At 38.2% G+C, this 19,754-nt stretch carries 16 protein-coding genes and 2 pseudogenes; 11 read left to right on the top strand and 7 right to left on the bottom strand.

The window, feature by feature from the left end:
• Positions 1 to 507: 507 nt before the first annotated feature.
• Both ACFIKY_RS00845 and greA read right to left on the bottom strand, forming a co-directional pair.
• Complete coding sequence (locus ACFIKY_RS00845; protein ID WP_375635708.1) at positions 508 to 1,566, bottom strand: glycosyltransferase family 4 protein; 1,059 nt, start codon at positions 1,564 to 1,566, stop codon at positions 508 to 510.
• Positions 1,567 to 1,583: 17 nt separating this feature from the next.
• Entirely contained in the window at positions 1,584 to 2,057 is a 474-nt protein-coding gene (gene greA / locus ACFIKY_RS00840; RefSeq protein ID WP_012754902.1) for a transcription elongation factor GreA, read from the bottom strand.
• A 338-nt stretch (positions 2,058 to 2,395) separates the two neighbouring features.
• Here greA and ACFIKY_RS00835 point away from each other — a divergent pair, with 338 nt between their 5' ends.
• The 3 genes from ACFIKY_RS00835 (at position 2,396) to ACFIKY_RS00825 (ending at position 6,595) form a co-directional block, all read left to right on the top strand.
• Positions 2,396 to 2,710 carry an SH3 domain-containing protein gene (locus tag ACFIKY_RS00835; RefSeq protein WP_375635709.1) on the top strand — a complete coding sequence of 105 codons (315 nt, stop codon included), beginning with the start codon at positions 2,396 to 2,398 and terminating at the stop codon, positions 2,708 to 2,710.
• 259 nt (positions 2,711 to 2,969) lie between these two features.
• Positions 2,970 to 5,312 (top strand): excinuclease ABC subunit UvrB, encoded by a 2,343-nt coding sequence (uvrB, locus tag ACFIKY_RS00830; RefSeq protein WP_375661295.1) that lies wholly within the window; start codon positions 2,970 to 2,972, stop codon positions 5,310 to 5,312.
• A 701-nt stretch (positions 5,313 to 6,013) separates the two neighbouring features.
• Entirely contained in the window at positions 6,014 to 6,595 is a 582-nt protein-coding gene (locus ACFIKY_RS00825) for a BA14K family protein (RefSeq protein WP_375661294.1), read from the top strand.
• A gap of 52 nt (positions 6,596 to 6,647) precedes the next feature.
• Here the strand turns inward: ACFIKY_RS00825 and ACFIKY_RS00820 are convergent.
• Positions 6,648 to 6,794 (bottom strand): annotated as a pseudogene (locus ACFIKY_RS00820) (MBL fold metallo-hydrolase); the annotation flags it as partial.
• Between ACFIKY_RS00820 and ACFIKY_RS00815 the strand changes: the two are divergent.
• Both ACFIKY_RS00815 and ACFIKY_RS00810 read left to right on the top strand, forming a co-directional pair.
• Positions 6,789 to 7,868: pseudogene (locus tag ACFIKY_RS00815) on the top strand (helicase-related protein); the annotation flags it as partial. The pseudogenes ACFIKY_RS00820 and ACFIKY_RS00815 sit on opposite strands and share 6 nt — an antisense overlap.
• Positions 7,869 to 8,569: 701 nt before the next feature.
• Positions 8,570 to 9,352: a BA14K family protein gene (locus tag ACFIKY_RS00810; protein ID WP_375661293.1), complete on the top strand. Its 783-nt coding sequence runs from the start codon at positions 8,570 to 8,572 to the stop codon at positions 9,350 to 9,352.
• A 65-nt stretch (positions 9,353 to 9,417) separates the two neighbouring features.
• Here the strand turns inward: ACFIKY_RS00810 and ACFIKY_RS00805 are convergent, their stop codons facing one another.
• Entirely contained in the window at positions 9,418 to 10,068 is a 651-nt protein-coding gene (locus ACFIKY_RS00805; RefSeq protein ID WP_375635713.1) for an MBL fold metallo-hydrolase, read from the bottom strand.
• A 144-nt stretch (positions 10,069 to 10,212) separates the two neighbouring features.
• Between ACFIKY_RS00805 and ACFIKY_RS00800 the strand changes: the two genes are divergently transcribed.
• Positions 10,213 to 10,917, top strand: coding sequence for a response regulator (locus ACFIKY_RS00800; protein ID WP_375635714.1), 705 nt, complete (start codon positions 10,213 to 10,215; stop codon positions 10,915 to 10,917).
• Positions 10,918 to 10,925: 8 nt separating this feature from the next.
• Positions 10,926 to 12,266 carry an ATP-binding protein gene (locus ACFIKY_RS00795; protein ID WP_375635715.1) on the top strand — a complete coding sequence of 447 codons (1,341 nt, stop codon included), beginning with the start codon at positions 10,926 to 10,928 and terminating at the stop codon, positions 12,264 to 12,266.
• Positions 12,267 to 12,311: 45 nt separating this feature from the next.
• Here the strand turns inward: ACFIKY_RS00795 and ACFIKY_RS00790 are convergent, their stop codons facing one another.
• A complete protein-coding gene (locus tag ACFIKY_RS00790; RefSeq protein ID WP_375661309.1) occupies positions 12,312 to 12,812 on the bottom strand; it encodes a YbjN domain-containing protein in 501 nt (166 codons plus the stop codon).
• A 382-nt stretch (positions 12,813 to 13,194) separates the two neighbouring features.
• Complete coding sequence (locus ACFIKY_RS00785) at positions 13,195 to 13,464, bottom strand: accessory factor UbiK family protein (RefSeq protein ID WP_012754892.1); 270 nt, start codon at positions 13,462 to 13,464, stop codon at positions 13,195 to 13,197.
• 304 nt (positions 13,465 to 13,768) lie between these two features.
• On the opposite strand from ACFIKY_RS00785, the gene lgt reads away from it, so the two are divergent.
• From lgt to ACFIKY_RS00765, 4 genes are all read left to right on the top strand, one after another.
• Positions 13,769 to 14,647 (top strand): prolipoprotein diacylglyceryl transferase, encoded by an 879-nt coding sequence (gene lgt, locus ACFIKY_RS00780; protein ID WP_375661292.1) that lies wholly within the window; start codon positions 13,769 to 13,771, stop codon positions 14,645 to 14,647.
• A complete protein-coding gene (locus ACFIKY_RS00775; RefSeq protein WP_375644867.1) occupies positions 14,622 to 15,701 on the top strand; it encodes a class I SAM-dependent methyltransferase in 1,080 nt (359 codons plus the stop codon). Before lgt ends, ACFIKY_RS00775 begins: the two co-directional genes overlap by 26 nt.
• 102 nt (positions 15,702 to 15,803) lie before the next feature.
• Entirely contained in the window at positions 15,804 to 16,595 is a 792-nt protein-coding gene (gene pgeF, locus ACFIKY_RS00770) for a peptidoglycan editing factor PgeF (RefSeq protein WP_375635717.1), read from the top strand.
• A 482-nt stretch (positions 16,596 to 17,077) separates the two neighbouring features.
• A complete protein-coding gene (locus tag ACFIKY_RS00765; RefSeq protein ID WP_375635718.1) occupies positions 17,078 to 18,010 on the top strand; it encodes a ribose-phosphate pyrophosphokinase in 933 nt (310 codons plus the stop codon).
• On the opposite strand, the gene ACFIKY_RS00760 is transcribed toward ACFIKY_RS00765, so the two are convergent.
• Positions 18,007 to 19,506 (bottom strand): helicase HerA domain-containing protein, encoded by a 1,500-nt coding sequence (locus ACFIKY_RS00760; protein ID WP_375661291.1) that lies wholly within the window; start codon positions 19,504 to 19,506, stop codon positions 18,007 to 18,009. The two genes, ACFIKY_RS00765 and ACFIKY_RS00760, sit on opposite strands and share 4 nt — an antisense overlap.
• Between the last annotated feature and the right edge of the window lie 248 nt (positions 19,507 to 19,754).

The raw sequence follows: 19,754 nt of genomic DNA, 5'->3' as shown, positions 1-19,754 counted from the left end.
TGATGTGCAAGAGGATAGCTCTTATTCAAATTAAAAAGGTAAATTATCTATAGAAATCATATATATATTGATCTTAGATCCATCTTATTATGAATTTATTGAAAATATGTACGACTATTTTACCCATGGAGACACCATAAATATCTTTTTAAAGACAAGAAAACGTTTTTTCTATCTATTTAAGTCTTCCAAAACGAACAATATCAGTACGACACCGTATATCTAAACTTGAGTTAAAGCATTATTTTCTTATTCTAAAATATCACTGAATAAAAATAATTTTCCTCTCTCCTAGTATGCTTCATCATAAAGCACATATTGCTCTCAAGCGTATACATTTTTAATCTTTTATCCAAAATTTTGAGAACTTCTTATAGCGTTCTACTAAAGACAATATAAATTTTGTAAAATAACATTTATATCATTGAGCTGTTTTCTTGATGACTATGAAAAACCTTTAAGGAAGACACTTTTTATCACTCCTCAAAAAGATTTTTGATATAATAATCAAAGTGTTTTTTCCGCAAACAGTTCTTTGTAAACACGCTCAATCTCGGTTGTCTCCTTTTCCAAAGGAAAGTGTGTACGAACATGGGTTAAAGCTTTCTTTCCGGCTACCAATGTTTTTTCTACATCAGCAAAATAAGGTTCAATTGCTGCTGTTAAAGCCGCTCCATCTCCTGCTTTTACAACTGTTCCTGTTCCCTCGACCACCAATTCTTTATAAGCTCCTGCATCACTCGTTACAACCGCAACCTGTGATGCCATTGCTTCTAATGGTGTTAAACCGAAACCTTCTGTACGAGAAGGTGCAACATAAAGCGATAAACGACGATACCACAAAGGGATATCCAGAATCTCACCAAGAAAAATAATGCGATCATCCAGACCAGCCTTAGCAATCTTTTGGTGTAATTCTTTTTCAAAATGATAATATTGCTCTGTCGTACGACCAGCGATAAGTGCTGTCCATTCAGGATAGTCAGGCAATAACGCTATCATGGCATCAACAAATAAATCTGTTCCCTTTGAGTAACGCAGACGCCCAAAACACCCTACCGCGTATTTTCCTGGAAATCCTGTCGAAAAAAAGCAATCATCAAGAGTCTGTGGTGGAGTAAAACGCTTCACATCCACCCCATGCATAATAACCTTATGAGGCACTTCTAGATAAGCGCCCGTATGTGTACTGGTAGCGATAACCCTATCCATACAGCGAATCAACCATTTGGTAAAAGGCTTATGATGGCGTTGTGAAGCCGATGTAAAGATAAGTTTCAGCTTCATTTTCAAGATATCGCGCAAAAAGATCCCAAAAAGCATCTCAATATTGCGTCGTGCATGCCAAATACGAAATGGCTTCCCTTTCGGACTTTTCCAAAGTCCGAAAAGGTCCTTAAAAGCAAGAGCCGGCAAAGTTTGTGGTAAACCAAACCCCAAAGTGGATATACGCACACCCTGTTCGCGTTGCAGTGGAATAAGCTGAATAATCGTAGATGTTACTCCCGATAAACGCCTTTTAAAGTGAGGCGCAATAATCTCAGTTTCATCCAAAGATACACGCATAATAATCCATATGTTATTTAGATGTACTGAACCTTAATGATCTCGTAATTATGCGCACCACCGGGTGCATTCACCTCAATCACATCACCTTCTTGCTTGCCAATGAGTGCACGTGCAATAGGCGAAGAAATAGAGATTTTACCAACCTTTACATCAGCTTCTTGATCTCCTACGATCTGATACACTTTTTTTTCTTCAGTATCCTCATCCAAGAGTTTAATGGTTGCTCCAAATTTTATTTTGTCGCCTGAAAGACGCGTGACATCTATAACTTCTGCTCGTGCGATATAATCTTCAAGCTCATTTATACGCCCCTCATTATGGCTTTGCGCTTCTTTAGCTGCATGATACTCAGCATTTTCTGATAAATCACCATGTGCACGCGCCTCAGAAATTGCTTCAATAATTCGCGGACGCTCCTGTTGTTGACGCCAACGCAACTCTTCTTTAAGACTCTCAAAACCAGCTGTAGTCATCGGAACTTTTTCCATAATCCGTCCCTTTCTATTACACGGAAGGTTTAATAAAAATACAAAAAACGGCTTCCAAAATTACTTTTGGAATCCGAAAACTACGATCTTTTTTATTATATAGTACAGTATCGCTATTTTCCATACAAAAATAAATAAAGGAAACAAAACATGCACAAATAGTGATTAAAACATCTCATTTTGGTGTTTAAACCGTTAAACTTCACTCTTCTCTTTAAAGTCTCCTAAAGAAGAAAGAATTGTATTTTTTTCTGTTTTATCATAATCTAGGAAAAGAAATCATATGGGATACAAAGAGAGAAGGATAGAAAATCTCTAAAGAAATTCTTTACAGAAGAATGAAAAAAATCGTCATTTTTTTTATGTTTGGCTTTTTCTTTTTCGCCACAACAGTATCTGAAGCTGCGGATGCTTTTGTTACGAGGAATCTTAATTTTAGAACAGGTCCCAGCACTCAGTATGCACTTTGCGGCTTAATCTCTGCTGGAGAATTGGTTTTTGTTAAAAACTGTGAAGGAAATTGGTGCCATATCCGATATAACACTCAAATCGGTTGGGTGTCATCTCGTTATCTTTCATTTAAAGATGGAAATGATCTTTATCACACATACACGATGTCTTTAGTACCCAAACGTACCGATTATTCTCCATAACAGCCATAATAACTTATGCCATCTTAAATATCATCATGGCAAAAATGCAATAGTGTCCACGAACAACCACAAATATGCTCCTCCAAAGAAACACTTCGAAGAATTCGTCTCATAGAAAAAACTTGATCAATATCCTAATGAAAGCTCCAATAAACCAAAATAAATCTGTTCAATAACGTTTTGCTGTTGTCGTGATGAAATTGTAAAAATTAGTATTTTCTTTAAAATCACCAGCACTTTTCTATCAAAGGATACAACAATGAAAAATGGTGTTACAGCAACAGTTGAGGCTCTTTCTGCTCTGATTGCTTCAGGTAATCCTCTTTTTAAGAATGGTGCATTATGGACACCTCACCGCCCTATTCGTCCTGAAAAGTCTGAAGGTGGTATTCCATTTCAACTCGAAACCCACTTTGAACCTGCGGGAGATCAACCTCAAGCCATTAAAACTCTGGTTGATGGAATTCAAAAAGATGAACGTACACAAGTGCTTTTGGGTGTTACCGGCTCAGGAAAAACCTATACAATGGCCAAAATCATTGAAGAAACACAGCGTCCAGCTTTAATCTTAGCACCAAATAAAACTCTAGCAGCACAGCTTTACGGAGAGTTTAAAAGTTTTTTTCCCCACAATGCCGTCGAATATTTTGTTTCCTATTATGACTATTATCAGCCAGAAGCCTACGTTGCACGCTCTGATACCTATATTGAAAAAGAATCCTCAATTAATGAACAAATCGACCGTATGCGCCATGCTGCAACACGTGCTGTTCTTGAACGTGATGACGTCATTATTGTCGCATCTGTATCCTGTATCTACGGGATTGGTTCAGTAGAAACTTATACTGCTATGACCTTCAAAATAGAAAAAGGTGATAAACTCAATCAACGGCAATTACTGGCCGATTTAGTTGCCCAACACTATCATCGACAAGATATTAATTTCATTCGTGGTTCCTTTCGTGTTCGAGGGGATACAATTGAAATTTTCCCTGCCCACCTCGAAGATCGTGCTTGGCGTATTTCGCTCTTTGGCGATGAAGTGGAAACAATTACGGAATTTGATCCTCTCACAGGACAAAAAACAGGCGACCTTCAATCGATTAAAATTTATGCCAACTCACACTACGTAACACCACGCCCAACACTTAACCAAGCGATGAAATCGATTAAAATGGAACTCGTTCAACGCCTCGATGAGTTGAACGCAGCTGGACGTCTTTTAGAAGCACAACGTTTAGAACAACGTACAATTTTTGATTTGGAAATGTTGGAAACCACCGGCTCATGCTCTGGAATCGAAAATTATTCACGCTATTTAACAGGACGAAAACCCGGAGAACCACCACCAACCTTGTTCGAATACATTCCAAACAATGCTCTTGTTTTTATCGATGAAAGCCACGTAACCATTCCCCAAATTGGAGGCATGTACCGAGGTGACTTTCGAAGAAAAGCAACCCTAGCAGAATATGGGTTTCGCCTACCTTCCTGTATGGACAATCGCCCTTTACGCTTTGAAGAATGGGATGCCATGCGCCCACAAACTATTGCCGTCTCTGCAACACCAGGAAGCTGGGAAATAGAACAATCTCATGGCACTTTTGCAGAACAAATTATTCGTCCAACAGGGCTCATTGATCCACCAACAGAGGTTCGTCCAGCCAGCAATCAAGTCGATGATGTTGTGAATGAAATTCGTAAAACAATTCAAAAAGGCTACCGTACATTGGTGACAGTTCTCACAAAGCGTATGGCCGAGGACTTAACTGAATATCTCCACGAACAAGATATTCGCGTACGCTATATGCATTCTGACATTGATACATTAGAACGCATTGAAATTCTACGCGATCTGCGGCTTGGCACCTTTGATGTCCTCATCGGTATCAACTTGCTCCGAGAAGGCTTAGATATTCCAGAATGTGGTTTTGTTGCCATTCTAGATGCCGATAAAGAGGGCTTTTTGCGCTCTGAAACTTCCCTCATACAAACAATCGGACGTGCTGCACGTAATGTAGATGGCCACGTTATCCTCTATGGAGATACAATCACAGGCTCCATAGAACGAGCCTTACAGGAAACACAAAGACGTCGACAAAAACAAATAGCCTATAATGAAGAACACCATATCACACCCAAAAGTATCAAAAAAAATATCGGAGATATTCTCAATTCAGGCTATGAAAACAACCATATTCGCACAATTACCCCTGATGTCATCGAGAAAAAAAATATGGTTGGCAACAATTTAGCATCTCATATTAAACACCTCGAAAAATTAATGCATGAAGCTGCTGCTGATCTTAATTTTGAAGAAGCAGCACAACTTCGCGATGAAATCAAACAATTACAAAAGATAGAATTAGAAATCGCTGAGAACCCCTTAACACATCATAACGAACAATCCACCCATGAGCCCGTGTTACAACCAAATCTTTTCTCCAAACCAGACCTTGCACACATGGGACCAACCATGGACACTGGTATTTTGGAAAATCGAAAAGGAAAATCTGGTAAAAACACCCCTAATCAAGCAACAATAAAACGAAAAAAAACACAATCAACAAAGGAGCAAGAAATTTCAAACCGCCTAAAATAATCTTCAGCTCTTCTAAAAAAACGACTAAAGCTCAAAAGCAAACAGCATTATCCGCAAAATAGATAACCTCAAACATCAAGGGTGCTCCAATTTATCTAAAACACCATGAGAGAGAACATTTTTTCTTGTTAAACCGCGTTATAAAAAATCCCTAAAAATGTAAAAAACTTCTAAACTTTAAAAAAGAAGACAAATTTAAAGAAAATATTTTATATATATATCAAAAAAATCATAAAATGTATTATCTTTATAAAGTTATACTATGATATAGAACTCAAATATTATTTAGCCTTACAAGAGAATATTCAAACAGGATACTGTTCTATAACACAAATAAAGTAAAACAAGAATTTATCATAGCACCATAAGCTTATGATAAAAAATGATATAACTTTTATTCATACACCTATTATTCAATTTATATTGTATCAAGTGATACAAAAAGTATCCCTAAATAAAGAGTTTATATTCCATAGTAAAAAATCGTGGACTCTTAATACAAACTTATTAATTAACCTCAAGCAGAGTACATTAATTGAAATCAAAATTCTGTCATGATTTTATTTTACTGTATCTTCGATAGGTTTAACTAAATGAATTTTCATTTGTTTTGCCACAATAAAGTCCAAAATTATTCAGGCTCTATTCAGTTTGAAACGTGTAGGATGTGAAAAATACGAATTTACACAAGGAGCATCATTATGAAAAAGGTGATCAGGTTAGCGGTATTATCAGCAATGTCAACTGCAACCGTTTTCATGCCGCTAAATGCAACGCTTGCGGATATGGCATGGTATCAAATGAGTGAAATGAAGAGGGAGGCTGGTTTACCGTCTCGCAATTTTAGCTCCCATTCTTTTCATAGTAAACATCACTCTTTTGATGATCCCCACAAGCGTCATTATTTCAGCCAGACATGGAGAGAACAACATCAGCATCACGTTGAAAGCAAGACATATCATTATGTCGAACGCAAAAAGACAAAACACAGTAATATTCAAGGAAATGCTTTAGCATTGGGCATTCTTGCTCTTGCAGCAGGTGCAGTTCTTAGTAAAGTTTTTAAAAAACCAGAACAGCCACAAATTGTCTATCAAGACGCACCACAAAATCAGGTGATTTATCAAGTGCAGCAAACGATGGAATATGAGCCAGTACAACAATCATCAGAATCTGATTGGCTTCAATATTGCAAGAAAAAATACCGTTCCTTCAATCCTAAAACAGGGACTTTTCGAGGCAGTGATGGCTTAAATCATGTCTGCTATGCTCCAGTAAATTGAATTAACATTGAGAAAAGCCCGCTCTAAAGCGGGTTTTTGATGCCCTCCCCCCTTAAATCTCTTGAAGAAAGAGATTCCATTGGCGTTCATAGCCTATGCTACTTTTGGGACCATACCCACAGATAAAATAAACGTCGTCGCCTAAGGGAAAAACCTTTTCTCGAAGGGATTGCATCAATTTTTCATCGAAATAGAATGGGATGCCATGCGCCCACAAACTATTGCCGTCTCTGCAACACCAGGAAGCTGGGAAATAGAACAATCTCATGGCACTTTTGCAGAACAAATTATTCGTCCAACAGGGCTCATTGATCCACCAACAGAGGTTCGTCCAGCCAGCAATCAAGTCGATGATGTTGTGAATGAAATTCGTAAAACAATTCAAAAAGGCTACCGTACATTGGTGACAGTTCTCACAAAGCGTATGGCCGAGGACTTAACTGAATATCTCCACGAACAAGATATTCGCGTACGCTATATGCATTCTGACATTGATACATTAGAACGCATTGAAATTCTACGCGATCTGCGGCTTGGCACCTTTGATGTCCTCATCGGTATCAACTTGCTCCGAGAAGGCTTAGATATTCCAGAATGTGGTTTTGTTGCCATTCTAGATGCCGATAAAGAGGGCTTTTTGCGCTCTGAAACTTCCCTCATACAAACAATCGGACGTGCTGCACGTAATGTAGATGGCCACGTTATCCTCTATGGAGATACAATCACAGGCTCCATAGAACGAGCCTTACAGGAAACACAAAGACGTCGACAAAAACAAATAGCCTATAATGAAGAACACCATATCACACCCAAAAGTATCAAAAAAAATATCGGAGATATTCTCAATTCAGGCTATGAAAACAACCATATTCGCACAATTACCCCTGATGTCATCGAGAAAAAAAATATGGTTGGCAACAATTTAGCATCTCATATTAAACACCTCGAAAAATTAATGCATGAAGCTGCTGCTGATCTTAATTTTGAAGAAGCAGCACAACTTCGCGATGAAATCAAACAATTACAAAAGATAGAATTAGAAATCGCTGAGAACCCCTTAACACATCATAACGAACAATCCACCCATGAGCCCGTGTTACAACCAAATCTTTTCTCCAAACCAGACCTTGCACACATGGGACCAACCATGGACACTGGTATTTTGGAAAATCGAAAAGGAAAATCTGGTAAAAACACCCCTAATCAAGCAACAATAAAACGAAAAAAAACACAATCAACAAAGGAGCAAGAAATTTCAAACCGCCTAAAATAATCTTCAGCTCTTCTAAAAAAACGACTAAAGCTCAAAAGCAAACAGCATTATCCGCAAAATAGATAACCTCAAACATCAAGGGTGCTCCAATTTATCTAAAACACCATGAGAGAGAACATTTTTTCTTGTTAAACCGCGTTATAAAAAATCCCTAAAAATGTAAAAAACTTCTAAACTTTAAAAAAGAAGACAAATTTAAAGAAAATATTTTATATATATATCAAAAAAATCATAAAATGTATTATCTTTATAAAGTTATACTATGATATAGAACTCAAATATTATTTAGCCTTACAAGAGAATATTCAAACAGGATACTGTTCTATAACACAAATAAAGTAAAACAAGAATTTATCATAGCACCATAAGCTTATGATAAAAAATGATATAACTTTTATTCATACACCTATTATTCAATTTATATTGTATCAAGTGATACAAAAAGTATCCCTAAATAAAGAGTTTATATTCCATAGTAAAAAATCGTGGACTCTTAATACAAACTTATTAATTAACCTCAAGCAGAGTACATTAATTGAAATCAAAATTCTGTCATGATTTTATTTTACTGTATCTTCGATAGGTTTAACTAAATGAATTTTCATTTGTTTTGCCACAATAAAGTCCAAAATTATTCAGGCTCTATTCAGTTTGAAACGTGTAGGATGTGAAAAATACGAATTTACACAAGGAGCATCATTATGAAAAAGGTGATCAGGTTAGCGGTATTATCAGCAATGTCAACTGCAACCGTTTTCATGCCGCTAAATGCAACGCTTGCGGATATGGCATGGGACTTTACTCACCCTCTCACGAGAGAAATAGATGATATGAAGAGGAAGATGCGTAAAGAAAGAGATGATGCGACAAGGGAAATTGATAAGAAAATTGATGATATCTGGCGTTCCCGTTTTTCTAGCTCCCATTGTTCTGATAGCAAAAATGTCTGTCATTCTGATGATTTCCAAAAGTTTGTTGATGATTTCCGCAAGCTTTCTGAAGAAAACTCTAGAAGATTTAAAGCCAAACATAATAGGACGGAACAACAACATCAACATCATCATCAACATCATCATCAACATCATCATCATCATCATCATCAACATCATCATTATTATCATCATGTTGAAAACAAAACATATCATCACATTGAGCGTAAAAAGACAAAACACAGTAATATTCATATAGACAACTCAGGAGATGCTTTAGCGGTGGGTATTCTTGGTACAATTTTAAAAAAACCAGAACAGCCACAAGTGGTTTATCAAATAGTACCACAAAATCAGGTAATTTATCAAAAAGTTCCGCAAAATCAAAGAGTTTATCAGGTGCAGCAAACGGTGGAATATGAGCCACTCCAGCAATCATTAGAATCTGATTGGCTTAACTATTGCAAGAAAAAATACCGTTCCTTCAACCCTAAAACAGGGACTTTTCGAGACCGTAATGGTTTGGAACACATTTGTTATGCCCCAATAAATTAACTTCTGTTCTACTAAAAAAGTCTTAAATGGCACAAAAAAACGCTTCAAAGCGTTTTTTTGTTTGCTCATATATTAAAATCTTGAAGAAAAGAATTATTTTGGCGCTCATAGCCTATGCTACTTTTAGGACCATGCCCACAGATAAAACAAACATCATCGCCTAAGGGTAAAACTTTTTCTCGAAGAGAGTGCATCAATTTTTCATGAGAACAGAAGGGGAAATCAGTGCGTCCAATAGAACCACGAAAGAGCACATCACCCAAGAGAGCTAAGCGTTCTTTTTCATTGAAATAAATAACATGACCTGGAGAATGTCCTGGGGTGTGAAAAACCTTAAACACATGTCCAGCAAAATGAACGCACTCACCATCTTCTAACCATTGGTCAGGAATACAGATGCACGCATCAGTGATGCCGTAATTTCTTGCGCTTTCGCTCACGGCATCCATCACAGGCTTATCATCGCGATGTGAACCGATAATTTTTACATTAAGCGCCTCTTTCGCTTGCATTGCTGCTCCCACATGATCAAAATGACCATGTGTTATCCAAATAGCCTCAACGATAACGCCATTCTTTTCGATTACGTCTTGAATCCGCGGCCAATCACCACCGGGATCAACGAGAACCCCCGTTTTACATTCACTATCAAAAAGCAAAGTGCAATTTTGTTGGAATGTCGTAACTGGAATAATATGTGCACTAAGATTCCCCATGACGTCCTTTTCAAAAGTAAAATTTTACTAAGTTTATAAGGAGCATTCCTCTCCCTCTACAAAAAATAGTCTGCTCGACAGCTTTATACAACTTATGTAAACTTGCATCTTGTGTAAACTAAATTTTTATCAAGGTTTTTAAGAATGACCAATCACGTTCAAGTTTTGTGTGACGATGCCCCTCACCTTCTTGTGATTGATGATGATACTCGCATTCGCAATCTTTTATTTCAATTTCTCATTAAAAATGGATTTCGTGTTTCAGTTTCAGCCAATGCTAATGAAGCAAGACGACTGTTGGCAAGTTTAGATTTTGATCTTCTTATTGTTGATGTCATGATGCCTGGTGAAAACGGTATTGATCTTACTCATTCACTCCGCCAAACAAAAGATGTTCCCATTCTCATGCTAACAGCTTTATCAGAAATAGACAATCGTATCCATGGCTTAGAAGCGGGTGCAGATGATTATCTTGCTAAGCCGTTTGATCCTCGTGAACTTCTCCTTCGTATCAATGCCATTTTACGGCGTGGCTTTCCCCTTAGCCAACCAAAAATTGAGCAGATCGTTTTTGGACCTTATATATTTTCAATTTCACGACGCGAACTCAAAAAAGGAGGAGAAATTATTAAATTAACAGATAAAGAACAAGAAATGATGGTCATTTTTGCCGAAAATGCAGGCGATACAATTCCGCGCCATAAATTCGCGGCCGATGACAGCAATATAAGTGAACGTGCCATTGATGTACAGATCAACCGCCTTCGTCGTAAAATCGAAAAAAACCCAGCACTGCCTATATGGCTCCAAACCGTGCGAGGAATAGGGTACAAACTCTCTATTGAATAGGCACAAGAATGATCAAACCTTTAAGATTTTTTCTTCGATGGTTAACGAAAAAAATGCCTAAACGGCTTTATGCTCGCTCTTTGATCATTATTATCGCTCCAATGGTACTGCTGCAAACAGTCATTGCTTATGTCTTTATGGAACGCCATTGGCAAATGGTAACCGAGCGTCTTTCAATGGCTGTCGTGCATGACATTTCAGCCATTATTGATATTCTTGAAACATATCCACAACAAGATAACTATGGAGATATCAAGCGTATTGCACAACAACGCATGGGATTAAACATTTCTATTCTATCTCCTACCTCCTTACCCCCTCCAGGACCTAAGCCATTTTTTGCAATTCTTGACTATTTTTTAAGTGAAGAAATCACCCGCCAAATTAACCGTCCCTTCTGGATCGATACCGTAGGAGATTCTGATCTTGTTGAAATCCGTATCCACCTTGGTCACAATATCTTACGCGTCTTTGCTCCACGCAGCCAAGCCTACGCTTCCAATACTGCTATTTTTTTAAGCTGGATGGTAGGAACAGCTCTTGTTTTATTACTGATAGCAATTTACTTTTTGCGCAATCAAATTAAACCTATTCAACAATTGGCTGAAGCAGCAGAAAGCTTTGGACGCGGTCGTCCTTTACCAAAAGGATTTCAACCACAAGGAGCTGATGAAGTCCGTCGTGCTGGCATTGCTTTTTTACGTATGCGAGAACGTATTGAACGCCAAATCGAACAACGCACCATGATGCTCTCAGGAGTAAGCCATGATTTAAGAACCATTCTTACACGCTTTAAACTTCAGCTAGCATTAGTAAATACTGACTTTGATACTAAACCGCTTGAGCAAGATGTAAGTGACATGCAAAATATATTAGAAGATTATCTTGCTTTTGCTCGTGGTGAAGGAAGTGAAAGTGTCAAGACTTTTGATTTAAATGCTCTTATGCAAAAATTCTCCGCCGATGCTCATCTTCACAAACGTCAATTTTCTTACACCATTGAAGGTCCTACAGAAATACAAGTACGTCCCCGTGCTTTCACACGCTTGGTCAGCAATCTTGTATCAAATGCATTTTGTTACGGCACAACCGTTAAACTAACAGCTAACTCTCAACAAGAATCTTTTATATTGATAATCGATGATAATGGACCTGGAATTCATGAAAATATGCGTACAGAAGTTTTTAAGCCATTCTTTCGACTTGATAAAGCACGAAATCAAGATGCAAGTGGAACAGGACTTGGTCTTTCTATTGCTCAAGACATAGCACGCAGCCATGGTGGCAATATACAATTAGATGAAAGCCCACTTGGGGGATTACGCGCTATTCTTGATATCCCCCTATGAGCAATATTTCAGCAAACCATCTGTAAAAATAACAGACTGTGTATTTTAGGCATTCCCTACAGTTTCAAACAAAGTGTACTGCAGTGCCTTGTAAGCACTTTCTCCCGACAAAGCAACCATCTGAAATGCAACATAATGGCTTTCACAGACTTTAAGTGCATGTATCAACAATGTTTCAACCTGTATATGAGATGGATGCATCCCACCAGCCAAAAGAAGACCTTGCCGATAAATAACTGAATTATTCCTTTGCCAGTAATCAAAATGTCCCAACAACAACTTTTCATTAATTGCTAGCAATAAGCGCTGTATTTCAGCTGTTCGAGCATTTTTAATAGAGAGATCAAACGAACAAGCCAAATGAAGTGCTTCATGCTCTTCCATCCATGAAAAAGCAAGACGATAATTTGCGCGCTTTCCTTCCACACAAACGCTAATTTCATCTTGCGCATCCCGCTCAAACGACCAATCATATTCACAGGCAATCTGTTCGATAAAGTCAACAGGGTGCTCTTTTCTCTCTATGGCGCAAAATGCAAGCCTCATCACAATCCTCAATCATCTTAAAAACATTGTCAACAGAATATAAACCGCCTAAACTGTAACAATATTTTGCTACAATCAGAACCTTTACACCAAACAAATACACATAAAAACATCGACAGTACACAAACACCCAGAACACAATCGCGCTGTTTAGGGCAACCTGATAGTCATAAAACGAATCATCAAGTCTTTTCAGTGTATTGATACAATTTCATAGCGCCAGCCCCCCTGATTCAAAAAAATGTATTTTACCCAAAAAAAAATCAAAAATAAACAAATGCTCCACTCTAACAGACTCAAGATTAAGCATTTTTTAGTTTCACGCATCATATTGAAAAATTGGGGATATTTTTTTGAAGATTCTTTTTTTTAAGAAACTATCTTACTTTTTTGTGTCTGCGTTTTTTAAATCATCTTTTTTTAAATCATCAAGGCGCCTTTTCAAATCAGCATTATCAGCATGGATTTTCAGCACCATCTCCTTAAAAGTCTCAAACTCTTCGCGAGAAACAAGATCAAGTTTGTTTGCTATCTTTTCAGCCTGCACACGAAAAGCTGTTCCAGCTTCACGTCGTATACCTTGCGCGACGTCAGCAGCATCTGTTGCTAATTTTGCTAATTCATCAAGAATACGATTTGATCCATTACGCATAACATTTTTCCTTAAATTTTAATTATTGACGCACGCATTATAGCGTATTCTCATAACATTTAGATACTGTAATTTGTTCCTTTTACCCTATATTTTACATACTGTGCAGATTTTTCGTGACGATCTTTTTAAGATTTTTTAATATTTCTTTTATCACCATTTTTTTTACCGCGATAAACCAGTGGAAATCTATCCCCCTTTCTGACTAGCCTCCCTACTGACTTGACCATTGCGCATTCATCTGTCATTTCTGACCATTAGAGTCACTTCATATTCATCTCGTATAATGTAAGATGCTTAATTCATGAATAATCTGTCTTGTCCAGCCATTGCTTTTCCGTCTTTTCTTGATCCTGTCATTATCCAGCTAGGTCCCATAGCACTTCATTGGTATGGACTTGGTTACGTGGTGGGTATTCTTTTTGCTTGGTGGTATGCGCAAAAATTATTAAAAAAAACATCTCTATGGTATAGAGACCACCCTCCTATGGATAAAGAAAAGATCGGAGATTTTGTTGTCTGGTCTGCCATAAGTGTTGTTGTCGGAGGGCGTTTAGGACAAGTTCTTGTATGGGATCCCATTTACTATTTTAACCATCCAAGTGCTATCATTGCCGTATGGGATGGGGGAATGTCCTTTCATGGCGGACTTATTGGTATTATCATTGCTATGATCTGGTTTGCCCGTAAAAATCATATTAACATACGAGCCATGTTTGATATCATTGCTGCAGGTGCTCCTATCGGTATCGGCATTGTACGAATTTGCAACTTCATTAACCAAGAGTTATGGGGCAATATTACTACACGTCCTTGGGCTGTTTGTTTTCCTCTCGATCCTCACTATCTACCGCGCCATCCAAGCCAACTTTACGAAGCTTTCATGGAAGGATTTCTTCTCTTCATCATCTTATGCCTTATCATTTTTGCCTTTAAAGCATTAAAGCGCCCTGGAGCTGTTGCAGGAACATTTATTATAGGCTACGCAGTAGCGCGCAGCATTTCTGAAGTTTACCGTGCGCCTCAAGAAGATCCAGAATGGTTTTCAACTCTTTTCCATTCTACTGGTTTTACCTATGGCATGGCTTTATCTCTTCCCATGCTTCTTTTAGGGTTTTATCTTCTTCTCCATGCCTTTAAATGTAAATCGACAGAAAATGGCCAATCTAAAAGAAAAAATTAAAGAAATTATTGCCCTTAATGGACCAATCACTGTTAGCCAATATATGACGTTGGCACTTACCGATCCTCAATTTGGTTATTATCAAACACAAACACCTTTTGGACGTACCGGTGATTTCATTACAGCACCTGAAATAAGCCAATTATTTGGAGAAATGATTGGGATTTGGGTTCTCGCAAGCTGGAACGCTCATGGTTTTCCTCGCCCTTTTATCCTCGCTGAAATAGGTCCAGGACGTGGAACTCTCATGGATGATGTTTTGCGTACCATTCAAAAATTATCCACGACAGCATTTGAATCTTCTGAAGTTTTTCTCCTTGAAATAAGTAAAAAGCTTGCAAAAGAACAAAAAAAGCGCCTTTGCTCTTATCAAAAACAAATCCATAGCATTGAAAATTTTAATCAAATTCCTTCAAAACCTCTCTTCCTCATAGCTAATGAATTTCTCGATACACTCCCTATCAACCAATATATTAAAGTCAATGGAGAATGGAAAGAGCGCTGCATTACAGTCAATCAAGATGGAGATCTCATCTTTATTGCTGCCCCGCATAAACTTCCCTCTTCTTATCTACAAACCTATTGTTCTAAAGTGCCTGACGGAACAATTTTTGAATATGCCCCCTTACGGCATCAATTCATGCAACAAATCAGCCACCATTTAGTGCAAGTGACAGGTTCTGCTTTGCTCATTGATTATGGTGCTGCTGATCTTGCATTTGGCGATACCTTGCAAGCACTGTCAAAACATAGATTTCGTGATATTTTTGATGCCCCTGGTGAACATGATTTAACATCCCATGTTGGTTTTTCTTTTTTAAAAAACATAGCCCTTGAACAAGGTTGTTTTGCTGAAATCTTCGAGCAAGGAGATTTTCTTTTAAAAATGGGGCTACTGGAGCGCGCAAAACAGCTTGGAGTTGGCAAAAGTGCTCCTTTGCAAGACAAAATCCGCCAAGACATCGAACGGCTCGCTGGTCAAGATCAAATGGGAAAATTATTTAAAGTTTTACATTTCAGTGATAAAAACATCTCCATACCTCCCCAATTTTGATGATCGGCGCTTTTGTCAATAAGCACATCATTATCTGAAATATTCATTGATAAATATGAACATCTCCACCCTCACTTCAAATAATCTCCATAAGGAACTTTTATGAAATCTATCCCTCATCCCATTCTTGCAAAAAATCTTTCTACTTTACACACCCATGGGATAGAACATGGTTTTTTTACTCGTCAAGGTGGTGTTTCAAAAAGCCTTTACCAAAGCCTTAATGTTGGACAAAGCTCAAATGATCACCCTGAACATATTACACAAAACCGCACTTTGGTCGCTCATTATTTTGATGTTGAGATACAAAATTTAGTCACTGTCAATCAAATACACTCTTGTGAAGTCATTGTCGTTGATAAAGCTTTTATCGGCTCCCCTCCTAGAGCCGATGCTCTCGTTACCACCACACAAGAACTCGTAATCGGCATTCTTACAGCAGATTGTGGACCCATTCTGTTTGCTGATCCACAAGCAGGTGTCATCGCTGCAACTCATGCTGGCTGGCGCGGAAGCTTAAATGGAATTATCGAGAAAACAATTGCTGTTATGGAAAAACAAGGTGCCAAAAGACAATCAATAACAGCAGTCCTTGGACCTTGTATTGGTCCTTGTCACTACGAAGTAACAAGTGAATTTTACGACCAATTTATTGATTGCCACTGCAAATACCAAAAATATTTTATAAAAACAGACAAAATAAATCACTTTTACTTTAATCTGTGGGCATTCATTATGAATCAACTCATCAAAGCAGGCGTTAATGCTTCTTGTGTGGAGCTTTGTACCTACAAAGATGAAAAGCGTTTTTTCTCCTATCGCCGTGCAATCCACCGCAGCGAACCTGATTACGGACGGCAAATTTCTGCTATTATGCTAAAAAATAAAAAATGATCCTCTTTTATGCTTTAAAACAATACCAAAACTGCAAAACTAAACTTTTTACTCAAATGTAAAAATAAATCCCATTGTATTTTGCTTTGCTTTTTTTACAAAATTATTTACCAGCCCATAAAATATGATAGCTTTTGCTCTGAATCATTTTCAATGTTTGGTTATAATGATTGAAGGCAAGATGATACTCCTCTTTTTTACTCCTCTTCATTCATCTTAAATATGAAACATTCCCCATATTGAAAGCATTTTTTTATAAAGTAATAACCAAAAAGCTTAATCAATACGTATTTCTTTGTCACATGGAGAAAAAACTTTGCTCTAAAAGAAACAAACTTTTGGAAAAAGAGAAAACATACCGCATAGCTCTTTAACAATAATCGATAAAATTGTAAGGCTTTTGTAATTGTTCTCTTGCAATTTAATAAAAAGAAATTAAAAACCGTGTTGCATTCCCACCATGATAATTCAGAGGTTCTACTATGAAACTTTTCTGCGGAAATTCTAATCCACGCCTAGCTGAAGATGTTGCAAATTATTTGAACATCCCCTTAGGAAAAGCCACCGTAAAACGTTTCGCTGATCAAGAGATTTTCGTAGAATTGCATGAAAATGTGCGTGGACAGGACGTGTTTGTTTTGCAATCTACATCCTATCCAGCCAATGATCACTTGATGGAATTACTCATCATGATTGATGCGCTTCGTCGTTCTTCGGCACGTCGCATCACAGCTGTTATCCCTTATTTTGGCTATGCCCGCCAAGACCGTAAACCTGGTCCGCGTACTCCCATTTCCGCAAAACTTGTTGCCAACCTGATTACTGAAGCAGGGGCCCATCGTGTTTTAACATTGGACCTTCATGCAGGACAAATTCAAGGTTTTTTTGATATCCCTACGGATAATCTCTATGCTGTTCCTGTTATTTCTCGCGATGTCAAAGTACATTATTCTCTTGAAAATGTTATTGTTGTTTCACCTGATGTGGGTGGTGTTGTACGCGCACGCTCGCTCGCCAAGCGTTTGAATAGTTTGCTTGCTATTGTAGATAAACGTCGTGAACGTCCCGGTGAATCAGAGGTTATGAATATCATTGGAGATGTATCGGGAAAAGATTGCCTTTTGCTTGATGATATTGTTGATTCAGGTGGAACTTTATGCAATGCAGCAAGTGCTCTGCTTAAACATGGTGCCAATAGTGTCACGGCTTATATCACGCACGGTGTTCTTTCTGGTAATGCAATCGAACGAATTACCAATTCAGAGATGAAAGAATTGGTTATTACAGATTCAATTATGCCAACACAAACTATTGAGAAAGCCCATAATATTCGTGTTTTGCCCATTGCCGACCTTATTGGGGAAGCAATTGCAAGGACAGCAGCAGAACAATCGGTTTCCAGCTTATTTGGTTAAAGGGGTTCCTTGGGGTCTCCTGGTGCTGTTTCAACACCAAGATCAGGAAATGCAACAATACGTTGGCCACTAAAATGCGTATGAATAACAATAAGACCACGCTCTTCAAAGTAGGTTAAAAGTCGGCGTGCACGGCTTAAAGAATGAGTCCCATAAAGACGTGCTAAAAATGCATCGGATGGACATGGCTTTCCCCCTAATGCAGCCTGTGCTACATTCAAGAAGACTCCTTGGACATCTTCTTCTAAACTTTCTGATATCTGCAAAATATGTTTCCAATGTTCACTGACAGCCGTTTGTTCATCAACAAAAGCCTGAGCAATAGCCAATTTACGCCGAAATTGTGAAAGATTAAAAGGAACCTTTGACATACCATGGATACGACAACGAACTGAAAAATCTTGATAAAGCACCGCTGTTGAACGATAAAAAGCCTCAGAATCCTCAAGAATTTCCCGAATAATATGTTCTGCTTGGCCGTCATGCTCAACATCAGAAAGTTCAGGAAATAAACTCGGGGTTTCTTCCAACAACTCTTGTTTTTTATGCACTACCTCCTCTAACATCTCGTGCATTGATTTTTCCCTCATCGGCTCTCGTGTTTGTTTAAATGGCTTTAAAATTTCCTCTGGTGAAGCAGTAAAAACGAGCTCTTGCACATCATCCCGCTCTGTTGGAAGTGGCATTAATTTAGGGCTAGAAGAGCGTGCCAAAGTTTCAACAGAACCGATAATGATTGGTAAGGGACGTCGTGATAAAGCGGGGCCTAAAGCTATAAAATTCCCCCGCTCAAGATCTCTAAACATTTCCGCTTGGCGGCGCTCCATTCCCAAAAGATCAGCAGCGCGCACCATATCAATATCTAAAAAAGTCCGCCCTATTAAAAAGTTTGAAGCTTCAGCAGCAACATTTTTGGCCAACTTAGCCAAACGTTGTGTCGCAATAACACCAGCAAGACCACGTTTACGCCCTCGACACATAAGATTGGTCATAGCACTAAGAGAAATCTTACGTGCTTCATCAGAAACTTCTCCTGCCGCAGTTGGAGCAAACAATTGTGCTTCATCGACAACGACAAGCATAGGATACCAATAATCACGTTCCACATCAAACAGTGCCCCAAGGAAAGCCCCTACAGCACGCATCTGTTGTTCAGTATCCAAACCTTCAAGATTAAATACCACTGAAACCCGATGTTGTCGAATGCGATGGGCAATACGAGTCAATTCTAATTCACTACGTTGAGCCTCTACAATAACATGACCAAATTTATCTGCCAAAGTTACAAAATCGCCTTCTGGATCAATTACACAATGCTGAACCCACTTAGCACTTTGCTCCAAAAGACGGCGTAAAAGATGTGATTTCCCTGAACCGGAATTACCTTGTACAAGAAGACGTGTCGCCAATAACTCTTCCAGATCAAGAAGTGCTGGCATCGATTTATGCAAAGCACGACTCTCTGACATCTCACCCAAGGCAATCTCAATCTTCATAACATCTCCAGTGTTTGATTTTGAACATATCAGTGCCAGCGCATATTGGCTGATTCTCCATCCACACCGTAATTTGTAACATTTCCTCCTTTTTAACGGTAGAAATCATCGATTTTTCCCACAACTCTTGCATCTATGAATAGTTTGAATTATAGAACAAACTTCTGTGTAGACACCCTTGGAGGCAACGCAGAATGGAGCGATCGCTGTTGGTTAGCGCATATCTTCATATCCATGCAAAAACTATT

The organism is Bartonella sp. CR127HXZ (assembly GCF_042194555.1).
Lineage (GTDB): Bacteria > Pseudomonadota > Alphaproteobacteria > Rhizobiales > Rhizobiaceae > Bartonella > Bartonella grahamii.
Note: the sequence above shows the minus strand (reverse complement) of the source record. Positions and strands in the feature narration are given on the sequence as shown.